This window comes from Bradyrhizobium sp. 1, from assembly GCF_023073315.1.
GTDB lineage: Bacteria > Pseudomonadota > Alphaproteobacteria > Rhizobiales > Xanthobacteraceae > Bradyrhizobium.
Window position 1 is genome coordinate 502,009 of record NZ_JADPJH010000010.1, and the last position, 20,789, is coordinate 522,797.

Annotated in this window: 20 protein-coding genes and 1 pseudogene; 11 read left to right on the forward strand and 10 right to left on the reverse strand. The window is 62.5% G+C overall.

Annotation, left to right across the window (positions count from 1 at the left end; all coding sequences use genetic code 11):
- Positions 1-166 precede the first annotated feature (166 nt).
- The 3 genes from IVB29_RS05050 (at position 167) to IVB29_RS05060 (ending at position 3,054) form a co-directional block, all read left to right on the forward strand.
- On the forward strand, positions 167-973 hold the full coding sequence (locus tag IVB29_RS05050; protein ID WP_247502277.1) for an acetoacetate decarboxylase family protein: 807 nt from the start codon (positions 167-169) through the stop codon (positions 971-973).
- 150 nt (positions 974-1,123) lie between these two features.
- Positions 1,124-2,299, forward strand: coding sequence for an ABC transporter substrate-binding protein (locus IVB29_RS05055; protein ID WP_247502278.1), 1,176 nt, complete (start codon positions 1,124-1,126; stop codon positions 2,297-2,299).
- A 20-nt stretch (positions 2,300-2,319) separates the two neighbouring features.
- Entirely contained in the window at positions 2,320-3,054 is a 735-nt protein-coding gene (locus IVB29_RS05060; RefSeq protein ID WP_247502279.1) for an SDR family NAD(P)-dependent oxidoreductase, read from the forward strand.
- Here IVB29_RS05060 and IVB29_RS05065 read toward each other — a convergent pair.
- Positions 3,051-3,818: an IclR family transcriptional regulator gene (locus tag IVB29_RS05065; RefSeq protein WP_247502280.1), complete on the reverse strand. Its 768-nt coding sequence runs from the start codon at positions 3,816-3,818 to the stop codon at positions 3,051-3,053. The two genes, IVB29_RS05060 and IVB29_RS05065, sit on opposite strands and share 4 nt — an antisense overlap.
- 280 nt (positions 3,819-4,098) lie before the next feature.
- On the opposite strand from IVB29_RS05065, the pseudogene IVB29_RS05070 reads away from it, so the two are divergent.
- Positions 4,099-4,404, forward strand: a pseudogene (locus IVB29_RS05070) (transcriptional regulator).
- A 178-nt stretch (positions 4,405-4,582) separates the two neighbouring features.
- On the opposite strand, the gene IVB29_RS05075 reads toward IVB29_RS05070, so the two are convergent.
- Entirely contained in the window at positions 4,583-5,188 is a 606-nt protein-coding gene (locus IVB29_RS05075; RefSeq protein WP_247502281.1) for a hypothetical protein, read from the reverse strand.
- Between the two features lie 841 nt (positions 5,189-6,029).
- Here IVB29_RS05075 and IVB29_RS05080 point away from each other — a divergent pair.
- Complete coding sequence (locus IVB29_RS05080) at positions 6,030-6,551, forward strand: hypothetical protein (RefSeq protein WP_247502282.1); 522 nt, start codon at positions 6,030-6,032, stop codon at positions 6,549-6,551.
- Positions 6,552-6,731: 180 nt separating this feature from the next.
- Positions 6,732-7,973 (forward strand): hypothetical protein, encoded by a 1,242-nt coding sequence (locus IVB29_RS05085; RefSeq protein WP_247502283.1) that lies wholly within the window; start codon positions 6,732-6,734, stop codon positions 7,971-7,973.
- A gap of 46 nt (positions 7,974-8,019) precedes the next feature.
- On the opposite strand, the gene IVB29_RS05090 is transcribed toward IVB29_RS05085, so the two are convergent.
- Positions 8,020-8,484 carry a hypothetical protein gene (locus IVB29_RS05090; RefSeq protein ID WP_247502284.1) on the reverse strand — a complete coding sequence of 155 codons (465 nt, stop codon included), beginning with the start codon at positions 8,482-8,484 and terminating at the stop codon, positions 8,020-8,022.
- 2 nt (positions 8,485-8,486) lie between these two features.
- Entirely contained in the window at positions 8,487-8,753 is a 267-nt protein-coding gene (locus tag IVB29_RS05095) for a hypothetical protein (protein ID WP_247502285.1), read from the reverse strand.
- Positions 8,754-9,432: 679 nt separating this feature from the next.
- On the opposite strand from IVB29_RS05095, the gene purD reads away from it, so the two are divergent.
- Positions 9,433-10,716 (forward strand): phosphoribosylamine--glycine ligase, encoded by a 1,284-nt coding sequence (purD, locus tag IVB29_RS05100; protein WP_247502286.1) that lies wholly within the window; start codon positions 9,433-9,435, stop codon positions 10,714-10,716.
- Positions 10,717-10,864: 148 nt separating this feature from the next.
- Positions 10,865-11,770, forward strand: a complete 906-nt coding sequence (locus IVB29_RS05105; RefSeq protein WP_247502287.1) for an alpha/beta hydrolase — start codon at positions 10,865-10,867, stop codon at positions 11,768-11,770.
- Here IVB29_RS05105 and IVB29_RS05110 read toward each other — a convergent pair.
- Positions 11,767-12,225, reverse strand: coding sequence for a nucleoside deaminase (locus IVB29_RS05110; RefSeq protein WP_247502355.1), 459 nt, complete (start codon positions 12,223-12,225; stop codon positions 11,767-11,769). The two genes, IVB29_RS05105 and IVB29_RS05110, sit on opposite strands and share 4 nt — an antisense overlap.
- A 119-nt stretch (positions 12,226-12,344) precedes the next feature.
- On the opposite strand from IVB29_RS05110, the gene IVB29_RS05115 reads away from it, so the two are divergent.
- Positions 12,345-14,504, forward strand: coding sequence for a pseudouridine synthase (locus IVB29_RS05115; RefSeq protein ID WP_247502288.1), 2,160 nt, complete (start codon positions 12,345-12,347; stop codon positions 14,502-14,504).
- A complete protein-coding gene (gene rsmD / locus IVB29_RS05120) occupies positions 14,505-15,059 on the forward strand; it encodes a 16S rRNA (guanine(966)-N(2))-methyltransferase RsmD (protein WP_247502289.1) in 555 nt (184 codons plus the stop codon).
- A gap of 108 nt (positions 15,060-15,167) precedes the next feature.
- Here the strand turns inward: rsmD and mutL are convergent, their stop codons facing one another.
- On the reverse strand, positions 15,168-16,973 hold the full coding sequence (gene mutL, locus IVB29_RS05125) for a DNA mismatch repair endonuclease MutL (protein WP_247502290.1): 1,806 nt from the start codon (positions 16,971-16,973) through the stop codon (positions 15,168-15,170).
- A gap of 238 nt (positions 16,974-17,211) precedes the next feature.
- Between mutL and IVB29_RS05130 the strand changes: the two genes are divergently transcribed.
- On the forward strand, positions 17,212-17,529 hold the full coding sequence (locus IVB29_RS05130; protein ID WP_247502291.1) for a ribbon-helix-helix domain-containing protein: 318 nt from the start codon (positions 17,212-17,214) through the stop codon (positions 17,527-17,529).
- Positions 17,530-17,681: 152 nt separating this feature from the next.
- Here the strand turns inward: IVB29_RS05130 and IVB29_RS05135 are convergent, their stop codons facing one another.
- Genes IVB29_RS05135 through IVB29_RS05150 form a run of 4 tightly spaced genes read right to left on the reverse strand, consistent with a single transcriptional unit; the run spans position 17,682 to position 20,657 of the window.
- Entirely contained in the window at positions 17,682-19,250 is a 1,569-nt protein-coding gene (locus IVB29_RS05135) for a GMC family oxidoreductase (RefSeq protein WP_247502292.1), read from the reverse strand.
- 29 nt (positions 19,251-19,279) lie between these two features.
- Positions 19,280-19,828, reverse strand: a complete 549-nt coding sequence (locus IVB29_RS05140) for a gluconate 2-dehydrogenase subunit 3 family protein (protein WP_247502293.1) — start codon at positions 19,826-19,828, stop codon at positions 19,280-19,282.
- Positions 19,829-19,874: 46 nt separating this feature from the next.
- Positions 19,875-20,270, reverse strand: a complete 396-nt coding sequence (locus IVB29_RS05145; protein WP_247502294.1) for a VOC family protein — start codon at positions 20,268-20,270, stop codon at positions 19,875-19,877.
- On the reverse strand, positions 20,271-20,657 hold the full coding sequence (locus tag IVB29_RS05150; RefSeq protein WP_247502357.1) for a c-type cytochrome: 387 nt from the start codon (positions 20,655-20,657) through the stop codon (positions 20,271-20,273).
- Positions 20,658-20,789 lie beyond the last annotated feature (132 nt).

The following is a 20,789-nucleotide window of genomic DNA, read 5'->3' on the forward strand; positions in this document are numbered from 1 at the left end:
CGCGCCCCGGAATGACGGGGAATGGAAGCAACACCCCGCGAGACCCGCGACGCTCGCTTGACCTCGCGCTCTCTGAATCCGACACCCCGGGGGCGCGGCTTGACTCAAGTATAATTTCATATATGCAATAAGAAAATCATATATGAAATACAAGGGAGCCGAGCCCATGACCGATGCGATCACCGATCCCAACGATCCGCGTCGACGCGTGTTCGGCGAATACCGGCTCAAGCCGAATAGCGGGGTCAATCCGCCCTATTCGCCGGCCTATCCGGTGGAGTGGGGCTGCACCTTGCGGACCGTCGAGATCATGACCCGCGTCGCGCCCGGCAAGGTCGCAACGCTGCTTGCCGACACGCCGTTCGAGATTGCGAGTGATCGCGTCGCCTTTCGCTTCATGCGCTCGCCCGGCCATTCCCTGGCCGTGCACGCAGGCGAGATGTTCGATCTGATGATCTCCGTACCGGTTCGGTACAAGGGCCTGTTCACCGAGACGCATATCTTCATGTATTGCAGCGATCCCATGGGGATCTGCGCAGGACGCGAGGTGTTCGGCTATACCAAGAAGGATGCCCACTACGCCTTCGATGAGCATCCGGACGGATCGATCAGCGGATGGGTCCGGCGCCGCGGCATTCCGCTCGCCGAGTTTTCCTTCGCGCCGGATGCGTCCGCGCCGGTCGTCCGGATCGTCGACGGCGATCAGTTGCCCGCCGGTGAAATCCACGTGCGTCGCTTGCCGCATCCCGAACGTCTCGCCACGGCCTATGCGGACATCGTCTATCGCCGCACACCTCTGAAGTACTCGGCGCCGCTGCCGGGGCGCGCCTCCATGACCTTGCACGCCAGCGAGTACGATCCCATCGCCGACCTCGATCCGGAAATCCTCGGTGCGCACTTCATGGTGTCGGAGGTCTATGGCGGAGGATTTGAGGTCGAGGACCGGCGGCTCATCGAGCGGCTTACTCCGTAAAGACAATATCAGCCGCGCGCGAAGCACGTGCGGGCTGCAAATGCCATGCGAGAACGCATGGATTAAACAAGGGAGGGGTTGGAGATGGTTGGGCGATATCAGGTGAGCCGCCGCTGGCTATTGGCTGGTGCCGGAAGTCTAGCGTTGGGCATGACGGGGCTCGATGCGCAGGCGCAGGAGACAAAACCGCTCCGCATCGGCGTGCTGACGGACATGTCCAGCCTCTATGCCGACGTCACCGGTGCGGGCTCGTTGCTGGCCGCCAAGATGGCGGTCGAGGATTTTCAGGCGTCGGCGCACAAGATGACCAGGCCGATCGAGGTCATCAGCGGCGACCACATGAACAAGGCCGACGTCGGGGCCAACATTGCGCGCGAGTGGATCGATCGCCAAAGCGTCGACGTCATCGTCGACGCGCCGAATTCAGCAGTCGCCCTCGCGGTGCGCAACGTCGTGCAGCAGAACAACAAGACGCTGCTGGTTTCGGGCGCCTCCTCGTCGGACCTGACCGGCAAGTCCTGCTCGCCCAATCTCGTGCACTGGACCTACGATACCTACGCGCTCTCGTCGGGTGTCGCACGCGCTGTCGTCGAGAGCGGCGGCAAGAGCTGGTTCCTGCTCACGGCGGATTACGCGTTCGGCCACGCCATGGAAGGCGACATCAAGAATGTCGTGCAAAAGTCCGGCGGGAAAGTCCTCGGCGGGGTTCGTACGCCGATCAATACACAGGACTTCTCCTCCTTCCTGTTGCAGGCTCAGTCGTCGAAGTCGGAAGTCATCGCGTTGGTCAACGCCGGCGGCGACACCATCAATTCCATCAAGCAGGCGGTGGAGTTCGGCATCCCGCAGGGAGGCCAGCGCGTGGTCGCGACGGTGCTCTATCTCAGCGACGTGCATTCGCTCGGCTTGAAGATTGCGCAGGGGCTGCAATTTACCGAAGCCTTCTACTGGGATTTGAACGACGATACCCGCGCCTGGACCAAGCGATTTGCACCGCGCAACAATGGCCGCTACCCGACCGCGCTGCATGCCGGCGCCTATGCAACGACCCTGCATTACCTGAAGGCAGTCGATGCGCTCGGCGCCTCAACCGACGGCAAGGCTGTCGTGGAGGAAATGAAGAAGCTGCCGACCGACGATCCGTTGTTCGGCAAGGGCAGCGTGCGCGCCGACGGCCGCAAATTGCACAACATGTATCTGTTCGAGGTGAAGACGCCCGCGGACTCCAAATACCCCTGGGACTATTACAAGCTGGTCAAGACCATTCCACCGTCTGAGGCCTGGCGGCCCCTGGAGGCCGGCGGCTGTGAGTTCGTGAAATCATGACCGTGGGAGACCGGCGACCGGTGGCACTCGTCACCGGTGGCGGGGGCGATATCGGACGCGCCATTGCGCTGAGGCTGGCGCAGATGAGCGATGCGGTCGCGATCGTCGATCGCGACGAAGCCGCGGCCAATGCAAGCGCGCGTCTGGTCGAGCAAGCCGGCGGGAGAGCGCTCGCCATCCGCGCCGATGTCTCGAGTGCCCTCGATACCGCAGCCTTCGTCGAGACGGTCGAAGGACGGTTGGGGCCGATCGGCATATTTGCCAACAACGCGGGCATCGAAGGCGTCGTGGCTCCCCTCCACGAATATCCGGACGAAACGTTCGACCTGTTGCTGCAGGTCAATGTGAAAGGGGTCTTTCTCGGCCTCAAACACGTGCTCGCGAGAATGACGCAACGTGGAGCGGGTGCGATCATCAACACCGCTTCGACGTCGGCGATCCGCGGGCGGGCAGGCCTCGCCGGCTATGTCGCGTCCAAGCACGCCGTGCTGGGACTGACCCGTACCGCGGCGCTGGAGGTGAGTGGAACGAAGATCAGGGTCAATGCGGTTCTGCCCGGACCGGTCGAGTCGCGCATGATCCGGGAATTGGAGGGGCAGGCGCGCGATAACGCCGTGGCGCTGCGCCGAAACGGCGAAGTTGCCCGCGGGCGGTCGCAGGACGTCGCCAACGTCGTGGCTTTTCTTGCGTCCGACGAGGCCGCACATGTCAACGGCGCGGCCTGGGTCGTCGACGGTGGAATGACCGTGGCTTAGGGAGCGCCGCCAATCTTCTCGGATACGATCTTCGCGGCGCCACGCAACTCCGTGGCGATGGTGCCGGCTTCCTTTTCGGGAATCCGATCCTGCCTGACCAGCGGAACGGTCAATGCAGCCACCGCGCGGCCGGACGCCTCGATGATCGGGCAGCTATAGGCAAGGATACGCGTGTAGCCGTCGTCGTTGGAGAAGTTGCCTCCCTCCGAGGAAATGCGGTCGAGCGCCGCGATCGCCTTCTTGCCGCTGATGCGATCATGCGCAGCGATGACTTGTGCAAGCTCCTGGCGACGGCCCTCGAGCTGAAAGGCGGCCAGAACCTTCGCGGAGGCGTATTGCTGGGTGAGCGGAAATACCGCGCCAACCTTGACCGACCAGCCCATCAGCCATTCCGGCTCGATGCGCGCAATCACCATGAACTGCTCGCCGTGCAACACCGTGAGGTGACAAGACAGCTGCACGCGGGAGGCAAGCTGCTCCATCACCGGCAGCGCGGCCTTCAACAGCCGCTCGGTCGGCGGGAATTGCGAGGCAATCCGGAACAGTTGCAGGGTCAGCGTATATTCACCGGTGACCGGGTCGCGCGCGACATAGCCACGGCGTTCCAGCGCCACGAGCATCCGGAAAATCTCGCCGACGGAACGGCCAACGGTCTCGGCCAGCTGCTTCTGGCTGAGGCCACGTGAGGCACCCGCCAGCGCCTCCAGAAGGTCCAGCCCCTTCTCCAGGGCGGGCGCGCCCGGCTGCAGTTTCTCAGGGGTCATCCATCAGGCCTATAAAGGTTTGCTTCCGCGGGCGTATCTCGGTTCGTGTACCCGATCGCCGGCGCGACGAAAAGTCGCCCGCGCAAGCCGGTACGTGGTGGAATGAGGGGCTTCGAATAACGGGCCTGTGGCTCGGCACCGCGTCCGTCGCGATCGGCGTCATCATCTCCGCTCTGACGCTGATCGGCTACTTCTACATCGGCGAGGCGTTTCCGCTCTGGATGGCCTTCGTCAACGGCGGAGGCCTGATCCTCGGCGGCCTCTGGATGCGGCGGATCTGATGGCCGAGCTCGGCGACATCATCCACCAGCCGTTGCGGCTGAAGATCATGGCGGCCCTGAACGCGCTGCCTGCGACGGCAGGACTGTAGTTCTCACGGCTGAAGAAACTCACCGGCGCCACCGACGGCAATCTCGGCGCACATATCGAGACGCTGGCCAAGGCCGGCTACGTCCAGGTGGACAAGGCCTTCGTCGGCAAGAAGCCGCAGACTACGGTCACCGCCACCGCCACCGCAACCGGCCGCGGCGCCTTCGCGCGGCATGTTGCGACGTTGCAGGAGATCATTGCGGGGAGGCAGGTCTGATCTTCCAAAAGCTCTGATCTTCCGAAGCTGGTGCGACCTCTTACCCTCCCTGGAGGGGAAGGGTCGATCGCGCGCAGCGGGAGCGGGGTGGGGTGATCTGTCCACACGGGCACCGTTCGATGCCGAGGGAATTTTGTGCACTGTCAGCGTAATCTGAAAGTAAGGCGACCCACGCGGGCTACCTCAGCGTCAAAAGATTGGGGTTTGCCCGCACCAGCATTGCTTCGAGCAAATCCGCGAACACCCTCACAAAGCGGGCTTCGGACCTGTTTGCCATTTTGCCACCGTGGGCCAGATTACATCGAACCTTATAGGTGCAGTCGAGCGTATCAGCCCAATTCAGATTGCGATGGTCCAGGCTTGGGCTGAGGCGAACTTTCTTGCCGCGTGGCGCCTCGGCAATCTTTTGCCAATACGCTGCATCCTTCTCGCCTCGCCAATTATATGTGGGGTCGAGCCTTAAAAGGTCCGAAAAACTCGCGAGCGGAAAATTTCGTTCAACGCGTTGGATGTCTTCGCGAAAGCGAGGATTCTGAACGACGTTATCAAATATCTCAGCCACATCACGGTCGGCTTTGAGTGAACGGATCATCCCGGCGTCCGTTTCGGCAAGCGTCACACACATGCCCCAAGAGTTAAAGGCCATCCACAAATAGTTGAAACGATCAAACTCCTGATAATATTCTTGCGATCCCCGGAGGTGCACTGCCTTGTCCAGCCAAGAGCGCGCGATACCCTCGCCGCCAAATTCGGGATGATGAAAAAGAGCGAGATTGAGCGGCATGTGGGAGTGGCCTTCTAAAATCATGCGCATCAACGCGCAACGAGCCTGTAAACTGGAGCGTAAAGCCAAAAAATAGGTTATTCACTCACTGCGGTGTCGACCATATTATTACCAAATACCCCAGGGCAGGTTATCACGCGGCGGGAATTCTTAATTTTTATTCATCTCAGGATTACGGTGACAGTGCACTAAATGGTGCCACTGTTGCTTTGGCTTTGGAATTTAATGCACTGTCACCGTAATTTCCCGGCCTTGATCTGCTGCCCAAGCGAAGCGGCACGTCAAATACTGGCGGACAGCTTGGCAAATGGCTCGACTCAAAGTAGCGAGTCGCCCAGTATTATTGGACTACGGGTCCGCTAGCGCCGCCGTACACCACGGCGGATGCGGGCAACCTGTAGGCCTGTGGCCCGACCCCAACGCACTCGCCATCAGACGACGATCCAGCGGAAGGATACTCGGGGGTGACGCAGGGTCTCCTAGCGGCGGTTCTAGAGCGCCAATAGTGGGCCGATGCACCCATGAACGACGGCTTATTCGTTCGGTGGGACGTTTAACGCAACCCTCACGGATTGCGCGCGCGTGATCCGAGGGCATCAGCAATGAAACCTCAGATCCGACTAACCATCAACGTCAACGTTGCCGCTTGCCTCTTTGGCATCGCGGCAATCATAAAAGCGTTGATGTAACAGGGGGGCGGGGGTTTGCTTAGGTGGGCTTCCGCTTCTTCGCTTTGGGTTTTCTTTTAACGGCTCATGCGGCGTTCGCAACGCGCCCCGTAGCGTAGTCTCGAAATGCTCTTGAGCTTCTTTGGCGGTGTATTAACCGGTCTGTTTTTGACATGAGCCAGCCTCTTTCCATCGTGCCCGACCATCATCTCCGCGCCATTGGTGCGGTCGTGGTCAACTGGCAAGCAATCGAGATGGTCATGGAGCTAGTGATACTCGGCCTCTATGAGATCACCCCGGATCGTGGCCTAGTAATTACCAGCAACCTTTCCTTCCCAAACAAACTCACAATACTGCAAATCCTAGCCTTGCGCGGCGCAATTCCCGACGAAGGCGATTCGGACAAGCTCGTCGACATTTTAAAACGCATAGAGGCAGGCAGCAAAGACCGTAACAAAATCGTTCACGGTCTTTGGTCATCGAGTCCGGTTCAAGGCTTGGCAGAGCGAAAAGCAATTCGAGTGCGAGGCCGCCGCTTATCAGCGGTCACAGAAAAAGTGCCGCTATCTGAAATTGAGGTCATAGCCCGCAATCTCCTAGAACTCCGCTTCGAGCTGAGCGAACTAGCCGTCCGTTTGGGCCTCCGCCCGGAACTCGCCACGGGAAAGGCATCAAGCCAATCCCATAATTCCTGAGCTCGTGTTCGATGTCGACAGTGGGCAGCAATCAACCAGCCCTGACTCTGCGAAATGTATTTGGTCTGACAAGTGGGAGATCGTCATTCGACGAGGCGACAAAGAAGAGATCATCTTCATCAGAAAGCCCTAATCTCTATTCGCCGAGATGCAGGAAAGCTTCAATTTCCCGGATGACCTATGCCATTTTTATCCGACCAAGAACCCGTTAGCGAGACGCTTTTCAGCGACCGATCGTTGTCAACGCTCATCGACATGCAGAACGGTCGTGCGGAAAACGTCGTCGCGGAGTACGGCAGCGATGCGTTGCTGTCGACGCCAACCGAGGACATCGTCGAGCAGGCCTACGATGTTTGCCATCTCGAAGTCCCCGTTCTGCTGGAGGACAAGACCTTTCAGGCCGACCCGCGTGAGGTGACTCGTGAGGTGCGGGATTATGGTCGCATGATTAGCGTGCAGGGCTTCCAGTATAGGATTACGGTCCCATTTGAGGGTCACCTCGGGCTGTTCCGCCACTCCTCTTCGTTGTCGGTCGGCGACTCGCCGCGGGCGAAGGCCAACGAGGACGGCATCACTCTCACCGCCTCGGGGTACAACCTCACCAAGGAGGAGCTGCAGGCTCACTTCAAGAAGGTCATCGACGCCATCAAGCTTCGGCTCAGCGGCCAGGAGAAGGTCGTGAAGCCCTTCAACGAAGCCTTGAGGCCTATGGTCCGCAAACTCGTGGAGGAGCGGAAGAAGGGCATTTTGGCGGCCCGGAATATCGCTGAATCTCTGGGCTATCCTCTGGTGCGCGCCGGTCACGTCCCGATGACCCATGTCCCCGCCCAGATGCGCCGCCGGATCAGGCCCTCACTGCCTCCTCAGACCTCGAAAGCCTATTCCCCAGAGCCCGCCCTTGAAGAGGCGGAGTACCAGCACATCCTCAAAATCATCGACGACATGTCCGTGATGATGGAGCGCAGCCCCACTGCCTTTGAGCGCCTGGAGGAAGAGCACCTCAGGGATTTTTACCTCGTCGTCCTCAACGGCCACTACGAGGGCCGCGCAACGGGCGAGACCTTTAACGCCAGCGGCAAGACGGACATCCTGATTCGGGAAAACAACCGCAACGTCTTCATCGCTGAATGCAAGTACTGGCACGGACCACAGACGCTGACGGACGCCCTCGACCAGCTCCTCGGTTACCTGACGTGGCGCGACACCAAAGCCGCGCTGATCATGTTCAACCGCAACAAGAACTTCACTGCCATGGTCAAGAAGATGGTGGAGACGGCGAGCGAGCACCCGAACTGTAAACGCGATCCGGTGCAGGAAACGGAGACCCGATATCGCTACGTGTTCGCCAGCAAGGACGACCCCGCGCGGCAGATCATCTTGACCGTCATGGCTGTGGACGTCCCGAACCCGAGCGATGAATGACCTGCGATTACGGTGACAGTGCCGTCACCGTAATTCCGTTCTGCACTTAACTCGTCGGAAACGTCTGCACGAGAAGTTCCATTGTGGTGGCAATTGCCGGTATTACAAACTGCTCTTCCCAAATTCCGCCGTGCGCCACCTTGTTCCGGCCCTCGTAGTACGCCTTCACGGTCGCATATTCTGACCGCGATTTGTCGATGAGGATTTCTACTCGCGTGAGAAACGCAACGTCCTTTATTTCCCGCCTATTGAGGGTTTCCCACATGCGTCGCTCCGACCAAGCAATCGTTGGTAAGATACGATTGTCGCGGACCACCATGACTGCGTCGTTCACAGCAGCTTCAAACCGCGTAAATAAATACAGGAAGTACGCCTGATCATTGCGCTTACGCATCTCGCTGGCCTTGTCAAAGAGGACATCGTCATCACTTGCGAAGGCACGCGATTCAACCGCGCTGAATGCATTATCGGCTGCGATCCACTGATCATTGATGTCTGAGAAGATCGACACTTTCACACCAACAACTGAATGAATGTATCCTTATTGAGCTTCGTCGTTGCCCTAGCGTTACCGGGCGCGTAGTACTCCCATTGCGGATTCCCCGAGAGGTTTTCGCTTTGATCGACTAAAATAAATGTTCCTTCACGACGCACTAGGTCGATGCGTCCATTGGCTCCAATAGTCCAAAGCCCCTTTGGCTGGAAGCGCATTACGGGCGTGCCCTCTCGCAAGATATCAAAAGAGGGCATATTTGCTCTTGCAACATGGAATTTTCGCATGAGCTCTTCGTGCATGGGCACTGGAGGTCGGTCCCTAATGTGGAATCCTTCTGGCAGCCAATCCGCCATGTCCCGCTTTAGATTCTCCAGTCGCCCTAGCCAGTCAGCCACTCTAGCTGTGACACGATCTTTCCACCGCTTTCGGTAGTCATCGTACCAATGAACTTCAGCGGAAGTGTCATCTGTGATTCTATTGCTGTCAAAGACGAGGAGAGACACTCCTTCCCGTGGAGGGTCTAATTCAGCAAATCCAATGTCGCCGCCAGCATAGCCATGTCCACGAAGGATGCGGATTAGGTCAGAGGCCCTACTCTGGAGCAAGGATGGCTCGGGAAACTTGCGGCCTTCATTGCCGAAAACGCCTACACCGTTTAGCCTGGAAACTGCTTCTTGCCAGGCATCCTGCGCTACATCATCCAGCGATCTAATCATCGAGCCGCACCCTTAACCACCGACCGGGCGAGGACAGTAGCAGCTTCGGCAATGTTCGTATTCCGCCGAAAGCGAATAATTCGTGAGTGCCGCCAACCGGTCCGCATGGCACGGCACGATGAATACGAGCTCGCACCCCAAGTAGCCGCGCCCCTGAATGACGGGGAGTTCGGGGCCATCCCCCCTTCACACCCACCCCGATTCGTGCGACCTCCGCCCCCAGCAAACCCCTCATCCTGAGCCTTCGATGCACATTCTCCTGCTTGGTTCCGGCGGCCGCGAACATGCCCTGGCGTGGAAGATCGCGGCCTCTCCCCTCGTGACCAAATTCTGGTGCGCGCCCGGCAATCCCGGCATCGCGCGCGAGGCGGAGTGCGTGGCGCTCGATGTCGCCGACCATGCCGCGGTGATCGATTTCTGCAAGACGAATGCGGTCGAACTCGTCGTGGTCGGCCCGGAGACGCCGCTGGCGGCCGGCATCGTCGACGATCTCACCGCTGAAGGCATCAAGGCGTTCGGGCCGAACAGGATCCCCGCGCAGCTCGAAAGCTCCAAGGGTTTTACCAAGGCGCTGTGCACGGAATTCGGCATTCCGACCGGCGCCTACAAGCGATTCACCAATGCCGATGACGCGCGCGCCTATGTGCAGAGCCAGGGCGCGCCGATCGTGGTCAAGGCCGACGGGCTCGCGGCCGGCAAGGGCGTCGTCGTCGCAAAGACCGTGCGCGAGGCGGAGGACGCCATCGCCATGATGTTCGAGGGCGGCTTTGGCGAGGCCGGCGCCGAGGTCGTGATCGAGGAGTTTCTGCCCGGCCGCGAGATCAGCTTCTTTGCGCTGTGCGACGGCGAGACCGCGATCCCGCTGGCGTCTGCGCAGGACCACAAGCGCGTGTTCGACCATGATGTCGGGCCGAACACCGGCGGCATGGGCGCCTATTCGCCGACGCCGCTGGTGACGCCGGCGATCCACGACGCGATCATGGCCAGAATCATCCTGCCGACGGTATCAGGCATGAAGCAGCGCGGCACGCCGTTCCGCGGCATTCTCTATGCCGGCATCATGCTGACGACGCAGGGCCCAAAGCTGTTCGAGTTCAACGTCCGCTTCGGCGATCCCGAGTGCCAGGTGCTGATGCTGCGCATGATGTCGGACATCGTGCCGGCGTTCCTGGCGTCATGCGACGGCGAGCTGAAGCATTTCGATCTGCGCTGGCATCCGGACTCCGCGCTCACCGTGGTGATGGCGGCGAAGGGCTATCCCGGCGACTACGAGAAGGGCACGCGCATCGAGGGGCTCGATGACGCCGCCAAGATCGAGACCGCCGAGATCTTTCATGCCGGCACGGTCGAGAAAGACGGCGCGATCCTCGCCAATGGCGGCCGCGTGCTCAATGTCTGCGCGATGGGCAAGACCGTGACGGAGGCGCAGGCCCGCGCCTATCAGGCCGTCGACCGCATCAACTGGCCGGAAGGCTTTTGCCGCCGCGATATCGGCTGGCAGGCGGTGGACGCCGAGAAGGCCAAGGGCTGACAGCGTTTTTTCGGCTCGACGCGCAATGAGCGGCCGGCCCGTCGGCATTTCAAGATTATTCAAGCAGGACTTGAACTTAGCTACTGTGCATGGGGTTGTTTTCGACATTTTTTGTTGAGGCACCTCCGCGTGACAGATGGGAGCAACCATGTCCGATCTCGCCGACCTCTATCCCGGCTTCGCCTCCGAATGGATCAACACCTCCTCCGGCCGCATCTTCGCCCGCGTCGGCGGCAAGGGACCGCCGCTGCTGCTGCTGCACGGCTTCTCCGAGACCAACGTGATGTGGCACCGCGTCGCGCCGCAGCTGGCCGACAGATTCACGCTGATCATCGCCGATTTGCCGGGCTATGGCTGGTCCGACATGCCCGACAGCGACGCGCAGCACATCCCCTACAGCAAGCGCGCGATGGCCAAGGCCATGGTCGAGGCGATGGAGCAACTCGGCCACGTCCACTTCGCGCTCGCCGGCCACGACCGCGGCGGCCGCGTGTCGTACCGTCTGGCGCTCGACCATCCCGGCCGGCTGTCAAAGCTTGCCGTGCTCGATATCCTGCCGACCTATAATTACTGGGAGCGGATGAACCGCGCCTACGCGCTGAAGATCTATCACTGGACGTTTCTCGCCCAGCCCGCGCCGCTGCCGGAGACGCTGATCTCGGGCCAGGGCGAGTTCTTCCTGCGCTTCAAGATGGCGAGCCAGACCAAGTCGAAGACGCTGGATGCGATCGACCCGCGCGCGCTCGAACACTACCTCGCCCCGTTCCGCGATCCCGCCCGCGTGCACGCGATGTGCGAGGATTATCGCGCCGGCGCCTATGTCGACTACGACCTCGACAAGGCCGATTTCGAAGCCGGCAAGAAGATCACGGTGCCGATGCTGGCGCTGTGGGGTGGCGTCGGCATTGCCCAGGCCGCCGCGACCCCGCTCGACATCTGGAAGCAATGGGCCACCAACGTGGAGGGGATGCCGGTGGATTCAGGGCACTTCCTCACCGAGGAGAACCCCGACGTCACCGCGAAGGCGCTGCGCGAGTTCTTCCTCGCGCCTTAGCGCCGCTCCCGAAAGAACTCCTTGAGCAGCCGCGCCGATTCACTCTCGCCGACCCCGGAATAGACGTCCGGCGTATGATGGCAGGTCGGCGCGGTAAAGAACCGCACGCCTGATTCAACCGCGCCGCCCTTGGGATCGACCGCGCCGTAATAGAGCCGCCTGACCCTTGCAAAGGAGATGGCGCCCGCACACATGGTGCAGGGCTCCAGCGTCACGTAGAGGTCGCAGTCCACCAGCCGCTCGCTGCCGATCTTTTTCGCCGCCTCGCGCAGCGCAATGATCTCGGCATGGGCTGTGGGGTCGTAATCGGTCAGCGTCCGGTTCGCGGCCGTGGCAATGACCTCGTAATCGCGGACTACGACGCATCCGATCGGAACTTCGCCCGACTTTCCGGCGTTTTCGGCCGTTTTGAGCGCCAAATCCATGAAAGAGGGGGCTTTCAAGCCTCGTATCATCCGAAGAAACCTGCTAGTAGCTGCGCCTTCAGCAGAAGTGCTTACCGATTTTGCCTGAGCATGCGGCTCCGAGTGAGCGCGCGCAATGCTTTCCGGCCACCCCCTGAGTGAGATCATTCATGCCTCGCGACAGCGACAAAGACAACGATTCCCGCGGCCGGCGAGGCCCCCCCAGGGGAGCGTCAAAGGGACCGCCCAAGGGCCGATCCGGCAAGGCGCGCGGTCCCGACAAGAAGTTCGCCAAGCGCGGCGTCGAGGGCAAGAGCGATAGCCGCCCGCCCCGCGGCGATCGTGACAGCCGTCCGCCTGGCGGCGACCGTCCGTTCCGCCGCCGCGAGGAGGGCGATGCCCCGCGCCGCGATTTCAGCGACCGTCCGAAGTTCAATCGCGAAGACCGGCCGCGCGGCGAGGATCGTGGCGAGCGCACCTTCAAGCCGCGTGGCGACCGTCCGTTCTCGGATCGCTCCTCGCGCGATGGCGAGAAGCGGCCGTTCAAGCCGCGTGGCGATCGCCCGTCTTTTGGCCGTGACGACCGCCCGCCGCGCCGGGACCGCGACGACTCCCGCCCCGCCGGCCGGACCAGCGACAGAAAATTTGGCGACAAGAAGCCCTACGCGCCGCGTGGCGACCGCCCGGAACGCAAGTTCGACGGCGAGCGGAAGTTTTCGCGGGGTGGGCCGGATCGCGGGCCGCGCGAGGATCGTGGCGAGCGCAGCTTCAAGCCGCGTGGAGACCGCCCGAATTTCGATCGCGGTGATCGCGCGCCTCGTGGTGAGCGCCCCGAACGCAAATTCGACGGCGAGCGGAAATTTTCGCGGGGTGCGCCGGATCGCGGGCCGCGCAAGGATTTCAGCAAAGGGCCGCGCAAGGATTTTGGCGGCAGTGATCGCAGTGCGGACAAGCCCTGGCAGAAGCGCGAAGGCGGCGAGGATCGTCCGCGCTTCTCGCGTTCGCGTGACGATCGTCCGTCGGGCGATCGTCCGTTCCGTGATCGGCCCAAGTTCGATCGCCCGCGCGAGGACCGTCCCAAATTCGATCGGCCCCGCCGCGACGGCGATGGCGAACGTGGCGGCGACCGCCCGAAATTCGCTCGGCCGCGCGAGCGCTCCGAAGGCCGCTCCGACTGGCACGAGCATCCGCGCAACGAAGGTGGTTTTGGCGATCGTCCGCGCCGTGAAAACGAGGACGAGAGCAGGATCTTCGAGAAGCGTCCTGCCTTCGGCGGCCGCGGCGCTTATCGCCAGCGCGATCGTGATTTTGAGGGACGGCCGCGCCGCGAAGAGGCGCCGAAGCCGAAGAAAGCCGGCGAGCGCATCGCCAAGGCGCTGGCACGCGTGGGGCTCGCCTCGCGTCGCGATGCCGAGGAGATGGTCACGCAGGGCCGCGTCACGGTCAACGGCCGCATCATCAACTCGCCTGCGCTCGACATTACTCCGAACGACGTCGTCCTGGTCGACGGCAAGCCGTTGCCCGAGCGGGAGCGCACGCGGCTGTTTATCTATCACAAGCCGCGCGGGTTGATGACGACGCATGACGACCCCGAGGGCCGTCCGACCGTGTTCGACAATCTGCCCGAAGGCCTGCCACGGCTGATCTCGATCGGCCGGCTCGACTTCAACACCGAAGGCCTGTTGCTGCTCACCAATGACGGCGGGCTCGCGCGCACGCTCGAGCTGCCCGACACCGGCTGGCTGCGCCGCTATCGCGTCCGCGCCCATGGCGACGTCACGCAGGCGCAGCTCGATGAGCTCAAGAACGGCATCGAAGTCGAGGGCGTCAAATACGGCCCGATCGAAGCGACGCTGGAGCGCGACCAGGGCGCCAATGTCTGGCTGGTGTTCGCGATCCGCGAAGGCAAGAACCGCGAGGTCCGCAACGTCTGCGCCCATCTCGGGCTCGAGGTGAACCGGCTAATCCGCGTCTCCTACGGCCCGTTCCAGCTCGGCGAGGTCCCCGAAGGCCAGGTCGAGGAGATCAAGTCGCGCGTGCTGCGCGATCAGCTCGGCGACAAGGTGATCGAGAAGTCCGGCGCGCAGTTCGACGTACCGAAGAAATCATCGTCGAGCGACGACGATGCACCGAGCGAGAAGAAACCGTCCAAGCCCGCCATCAAGCGCGGCGCGATCAACGACCGCAAGGGTCGCCGCGTGGTGGTGCATCGCACCGGCAGCGAAGAAGCGCGCGAGCGCAACGAGTCCGAGGCCAACGGCTACGGCCCGCCGCGCCGTCCCAAGCGTGGCTACCACGGCAAGCGTGACCTGACGCCGAAGGAGGACTAGTTGCGCGTCGTCGGCGGTCGTTTGAAGGGGCGCAATCTCGCCTCGCCGTCTTCGCGCGACATCCGCCCCACGGCGGACCGCCTGCGCGAGTCCGTATTCAACATCCTCGTGCACGCCTACGACGATCCGCTTCAGGATGCGCGCGTGCTCGATCTCTTCGCCGGCACTGGCGCGCTCGGCATCGAGGCGTCGTCGCGCGGCGCGAAGTTCGTGCTGTTCGTCGACAATGGCGCGGAAGCACGCGCGCTGCTGCGCAACAATGTCGAGACGCTGGGCCTCGGCGGCACCACAAAAGTCTATCGTCGCGATGCGACCGATCTCGGCCCTGCGCATCCGGTCGAGCCGTTCTCGCTGGTGTTCCTCGATCCGCCCTATGGCAACGGGTTTGCCGAGAAGGCGCTGGCGAGCTTGCGCGATGGCGGCTGGCTTACGCCGGGTGCATTGCTGGTGGTGGAAGAGGCGAAGGCTGCGCAGTTCGTGACGCCGGAAGGCTACGAGGAGCTGGAGCGGCGTGCGTATGACGCCACGGAGTTCGTGTTTTTGAGGAAGCCGTAGCTTCGTAGTAGGTGCGTAGGGTGGGTTAGCCGAAGGCGTAACCCACCGCTGTCTTTCTCCGCGGAAACAGAAGTGGTGGGTTACGCTTCGCTAATCCACCCTACTATCTCACCTTCGCCCGAACAGCTTCTCCACATCGCTCAGCTTCAATTCCACGTACGTCGGCCGGCCGTGATTGCACTGGCCGGAGTTCGGGGTGTCCTCCATCTCGCGGAGCAGGGCGTTCATCTCTTCCGGCCGGAGCCTGCGGCCGGCGCGCACCGAGCCATGGCAGGCCATGGTAGCGGCGACGTGCATCAGGCGACGTTCGAGCGGAAGCGCCTCGTCCCACTCGGCCATGTGCTCGGAGAGGTCGCGCAAGAGGCCGCCCGCATTGGTCTTGCCGAGCAGCGACGGCGTCTCGCGTACCGCGACCGCGCCGGGGCCGAAGGATTCGATCGCTAGTCCAAACGAGGCGAGCTCTTCGCTGCGATCGAGCAGGCGCTCCACAGTGGCCTCGTCCATCTCGACGATCTCGGGGATCAGCAGGATCTGCCGCTGCACGCCGTTGGCGGCGAGCGAGGCCTTCAGCCGCTCATAGACGATGCGCTCGTGCGCGGCGTGCTGGTCGACGATGATGAGGCCGTCGCGGGTCTGCGCGACGATGTAGGTCTCGTGGATCTGCGTGCGCGCCGCGCCGAGCGGGCGATCGACGAGGTCGCCTGCGGGCTGCGTCTCGAACCGCACGTCCGCGCTCGGTGCGCCGACATCGAAAGCGGCCTGCGCGCGCTCGGCGAAGGCCGGTGCCGCCGATCCGTCGAATGACGGCATCGGGGCGGATGGCGAGGCGCGCCAGTCCCAGCTTGCCGGACGCGGCGGCGTGAACGCGGGCCGGAACGATGACAAGGCGCTCTCGCCGCTGTTGGCCGCGGTACGGCGGCCCTCGCGCGCGAGCCCTTCCTTCAGGCCGTGCACGATCAGCGCACGGACGAGGCCGGCGTTGCGGAAGCGCACCTCGGTCTTGGCCGGATGCACGTTGGCGTCGACCTCGCGCGGATCGAGCGTGACGAACAGCGCCAGCACCGGATGCCTGTCGCGCGGCAGATAATCGGCATAGGCCCCGCGCACCGCACCCAGGATCAGCTTGTCGCGGACCGGACGGCCGTTGACGAAGAGATATTGTCCGAGCGCGTTGGCTTTGGTCAGTGCGGGCGCTGCCGCATAGCCGGAGACGACGACGCCCTCGCGCTCGGCATGAACCTCGAAGGCATGGCTGCGAAACTCCGCGCCCAGAATATCGCCGAGCCGCGTCAGCCGTCCTGCCGCGCCGGGCAGGGCGGCGGCCCAGGTCACCGGTGCGCGCTCCTCGCCGGCGAGCGTGAAGGCGATGTCCGGCCGTGCCATGGCGAGGCGCCGGACCACCTCGCGGATCGCCTCCGCCTCGGTACGGTCGGTCTTCAAAAACTTCAGCCGGGCCGGGGTCGCGTAGAAGAGGTCGTTGACCTCGACGCGGGTGCCGTGGGCGAGCGCCGCCGGCATGATCTCGGACTTCTCGCCGCCCTCGACCGTCAGCGCCCAGGCATGCGACTCGCCGGCATGCCGCGTGGTGATCGAGAGGCGCGCGACTGAACCGATCGAGGGCAGGGCCTCGCCGCGGAACCCGAGGGTGCGGATCTGGAGCAGATCCTCGTCGTCGAGTTTTGAGGTCGCATGCCGCTCGACCGCGAGCGCGAGGTCCTTTGCGGTCATGCCGCTGCCGTCGTCGGTGATGCCGATCCGCCGCCGTCCGCCGCCATCGGTGAAGACGTCGATCCGGCTGGCACCGGCGTCGATCGCGTTCTCGACCAGCTCCTTGACCACGCTCGCGGGCCGTTCGACCACCTCGCCGGCGGCGATGCGGTTGACGACCTGTTCTGGTAATTGGCGGACGGGCATGGGCTCGGATCGGGATTCGCTAAGGGCGCTATTCTAGGCCGTGTTGCGTCAAAAGCATGGGTTGGGCAACAGCCACGTGGCGGCCTGGGGAAGAAGGCGGTCTATCACATTGAAGACATTGGGCCTTCGAGAAAATCGCGCAAGCTGGATGATGCGACTTCCGGCTGCCGTCCTGATTGTGGGGTGCCGGGTCGCGGTGTAGCATTGTGAAAAAATGGCAACAGGACGGGAGGACGCCATGTGCCATCTCTTCGCGCACCAGCCCCAACGCGACTACGAATCCCAGACCCGCTCGCTGCGGATCGGTGGCCACTGCACCTCGATCCGGCTGGAGATGGCGTTCTGGGACACGCTTGAGGAGATCGCGGCCAAGGAGAATATGAGCGTCGGAAAATTCCTGACCACGCTCTACAACGAGGTGCTCGACCATCACGGCGAGGTCAACAATTTCGCCTCGCTGCTACGCTGCTCCTGCCTGATCTATCGCTCCAGGACGATGGCGCCGGTGCAGGCATTCAAGGGCACGGCGACGCCCATCCTCGATGCGGCCGAATAGGGGTAAGAGACCGCCTCCGCCGTCATTGCGAGGAGCTCTTGCGACGAAGCAATCCAGACTGTCTCCGTGGAGATATCTCTGGATTGCTTCGCTTCGCTCGCAATGACGGGGAGAGAGCGGTGTGCTCGATCCTGAACCGATGATGTCGCGCCTCAAATCTCCTTCTTCTGCATCGCCCCCGCAATGTAATCCGCTTGCCTGATCGCGAGCGAGACGATGGTCAGCGTCGGGTTGCAGGCAGCACCACTGGTGAACTGGCTGCCGTCGGAGACGAACAGGTTCTTGACGTCGTGGCTCTGCCCGAACTTGTTGACCACGCCGTCCCGCGGCTTTTCGCTCATCCTGTTGGTGCCGAGATTATGCGTGCTTGGATAGGGCGGTGTCGGATAGCTCACGGTGGCGCCGACCGCGTCATAGAGCGCTGCTCCCTGCTTGTAGGCATGCGCGCGCATCGCGAGATCGTTGGGGTGATCGTCGAAATGCACGCTCGCGACGGCCTGGCCGAACTTGTCCTTCACGACCGGGTCGAGCGTGATGCGGTTGGTCTCCTGTGCCATGTCCTCGCCGACCAGCCACATGCCGGCCATTCGTGGATAGCCGTCGAGCGCCGCGGTGAACGGACGGCCCCAGGCGCCGGGATTGAGGAATGCCGCCATGAACGGCAGGCCGATCGACAGCGTCTCCATCTCGTAGCCGCCGACGAAGCCGCGCTTCGGATTGTTGGCGGCTTCATCACGGACGATCCCGGCCATGGTGGTGCCGCGATACATGTGGACCGACTTCTCGAACACCGCATAGACGCTGCCGGTCATGTGGCGCATGTAGTTGCGGCCGACCTGTCCCGATGAATTGCCAAGGCCGTCGGGGAACATGCTCGAGGCGCTGTTGAGCAGCAGCCGTGGGCTTTCGATCGAATTGCCGGCGACCGCGACGATGCGTGCCTTCTGCCGCTGCATCGCGCCGCTCTCGTCGGCGTAGACGACACCGGTGACCTTGCCGCTGGCATCATGCTCGATCTTGACCGCCATGCTGCTCGGCCGCACTTCGAGATTGCCGGTGGCCTCGCCCTTGGGGATCTCGGTGTAGAGCGTCGACCATTTCGCGCCGGATTTGCAGCCCTGGAAGCAGAAGCCGATCTGCTGGCAGGCGCCGCGACCGTCGCGTGGCTGGCTGTTGATCGCCATGTTGCCGGTATGCACGGTCTTGTAGCCAAGCTTCTTTGCGCCGGCCTCCAGCACCTTGAAGTTATTGTTGCCGGGAAGCCCGGGAATGCCGTTGGTGCGGGTCACGCCCATCTTGTTCTCGGCCTTGGCGTACCACGGCTCCATCTCGGCGAGAGTGACCGGCCAGTCCAGGAGGTTGGCACCGGGAATGCTGCCGTAGGTGCTTTTCACCTTGAATTCGTGCTCATCGAAGCGCAGCGACGCGCCGGCCCAATGGGTCGTCGAGCCACCGACCGCCTTGACGATCCAGGCGGGAAGACCCGAAAAATCCTTGGCGACGCGCCATGTTCCCGACGTCGTGCGTGCGTCGGTCCAGGCCAGTTGCGTGAAGCTTTCCCATTCGTCGTTGACGAAGTCCTGGTTCTCGATGCGGGGGCCGGCTTCGAGGATGACCACCTTGATGCCCTTCTGCGCGAGCTCGTTGCCCAGCGTGCCGCCGCCGGCACCGGAGCCGACGATCACCGCAACGCTGGAGTCGTTCAGATCGAATTTTGCCATATGCGTTCTCCTGAACCGTTGGGTGCGATTTAAGCCTTCGGCAGCCAGTCGATGTCGGCAAAGCCGCGGTTGATGTAGCCGCCATGCTCGGCGGAGGAGCCCTCGTAGCCGAACCGCGGCCAGACCTCTTTCTGGTTGTAGAGCGAGACAATGAGGTCGCCGCGCACCTTCTGGAAGAAGTCGCTTCCCTCGATCTCTTTCAGCAGCACCACGCGGTCGGCTTCCCAAGGCACTTCGGCGTAAGGCGCCTTGTGACGATCCCGCGCGTTCTGATCGAGCCGCGCGATGCCATCGCCGATCAACGACTTGACGGCGGGGTCTTTCGCCGCCTTGCCGTCCCACGGCTTGATCGCGGTGACGTAGTAGCTGTCGCCGAGCACATCGTGCGGATAGATGTCGCGTGCGACCTTCAGCAGCGTCTTCATCGTCGCGGGCGAGAGCGTGCTGGCCTCATCGGCCCAGGCGTCTTCGATGCTCACAGTGACGCTGGTCGCGACAGCGACGACCGGCACGGCGGTCGCCGCACCCTTGAGAAAGACACGGCGGCTGTGCTTGCTTCGGCGATCGACTTCTCTCATGGCATTCCTCCTTCGATTTTTGTGATTTTTATTTTTGTCGTTTTGATCAATTGAAACGTCCACCCCGCTGGATCACCTCGATCTTGTAGCCGTCGGGATCGCTGACGAAGAAGAAGCGCGCCAGCGTTTTGCCTTCGTGCTTGAAGTCGCGCAGCGGCCCCGGTGCGAGCGTCTCGCGCTCGAAGCGCGCATGCTCGGCATCGAGATCCTCGACCACCACGGCGAGATGTCCGTAGCCATCGCCGAGCTGGTACGGTTCCTTTCGATCGAAATTCACCGTCAGCTCGACCTCGAAGGGTGAGGACGGATGACGCAGATAGATCAGCGCAAAGTCCACGAATTTCAGATGATCGGCGACTTCGAGGCCGAAGGCGCGCTTGTAGAAGTCGAGCGAGCGTGCCTCGTCGCGCACGCGGATCATGGAATGGACGGGCTTCGCCATTCAGTTCTGCTCCTTCAAATAGGCGATGATGGCCGCGCGCGTCTCCGGCTTGGCCTGCCGGTAGACCATGGTCACGCCGGGAATGACTCCTTGCGGATTAGTGAGCCAGGCGTCGAGTTTGGTCTCGTCCCAGGCGAAGTCCGCTTTCGCGAGGGGCTCCGAATAATGAAAGCCTTCGACCTTGCCGGCAGGTCGGCCAACGATCTTCACCAGCGGCGGGCCTTGCCGCATCGGTTCCGACAGGTTCAAGGTGTGGCACACCGCGCATTGCTGCTTGAACAGCGTCGTGCCATCCGGCGGTTTTGCGGCCGGCAAGGGCATTTGCGCATCGGCAACCCGCACCAACAGCACCACCGCGGTGCCCAATCCCAGCACGATCGCGCGCATCGCTAAGAGCTCGCCCATCCACGTCAAATTCAGCGTGCGCAAACTCTAGGCGCGGCTAAACATGCGGTGGTAGTAGCGGGCTGTTTCGGATGAGAACAAAGCGAACGCTCGCAGTGCACCTTGCGCCGATGA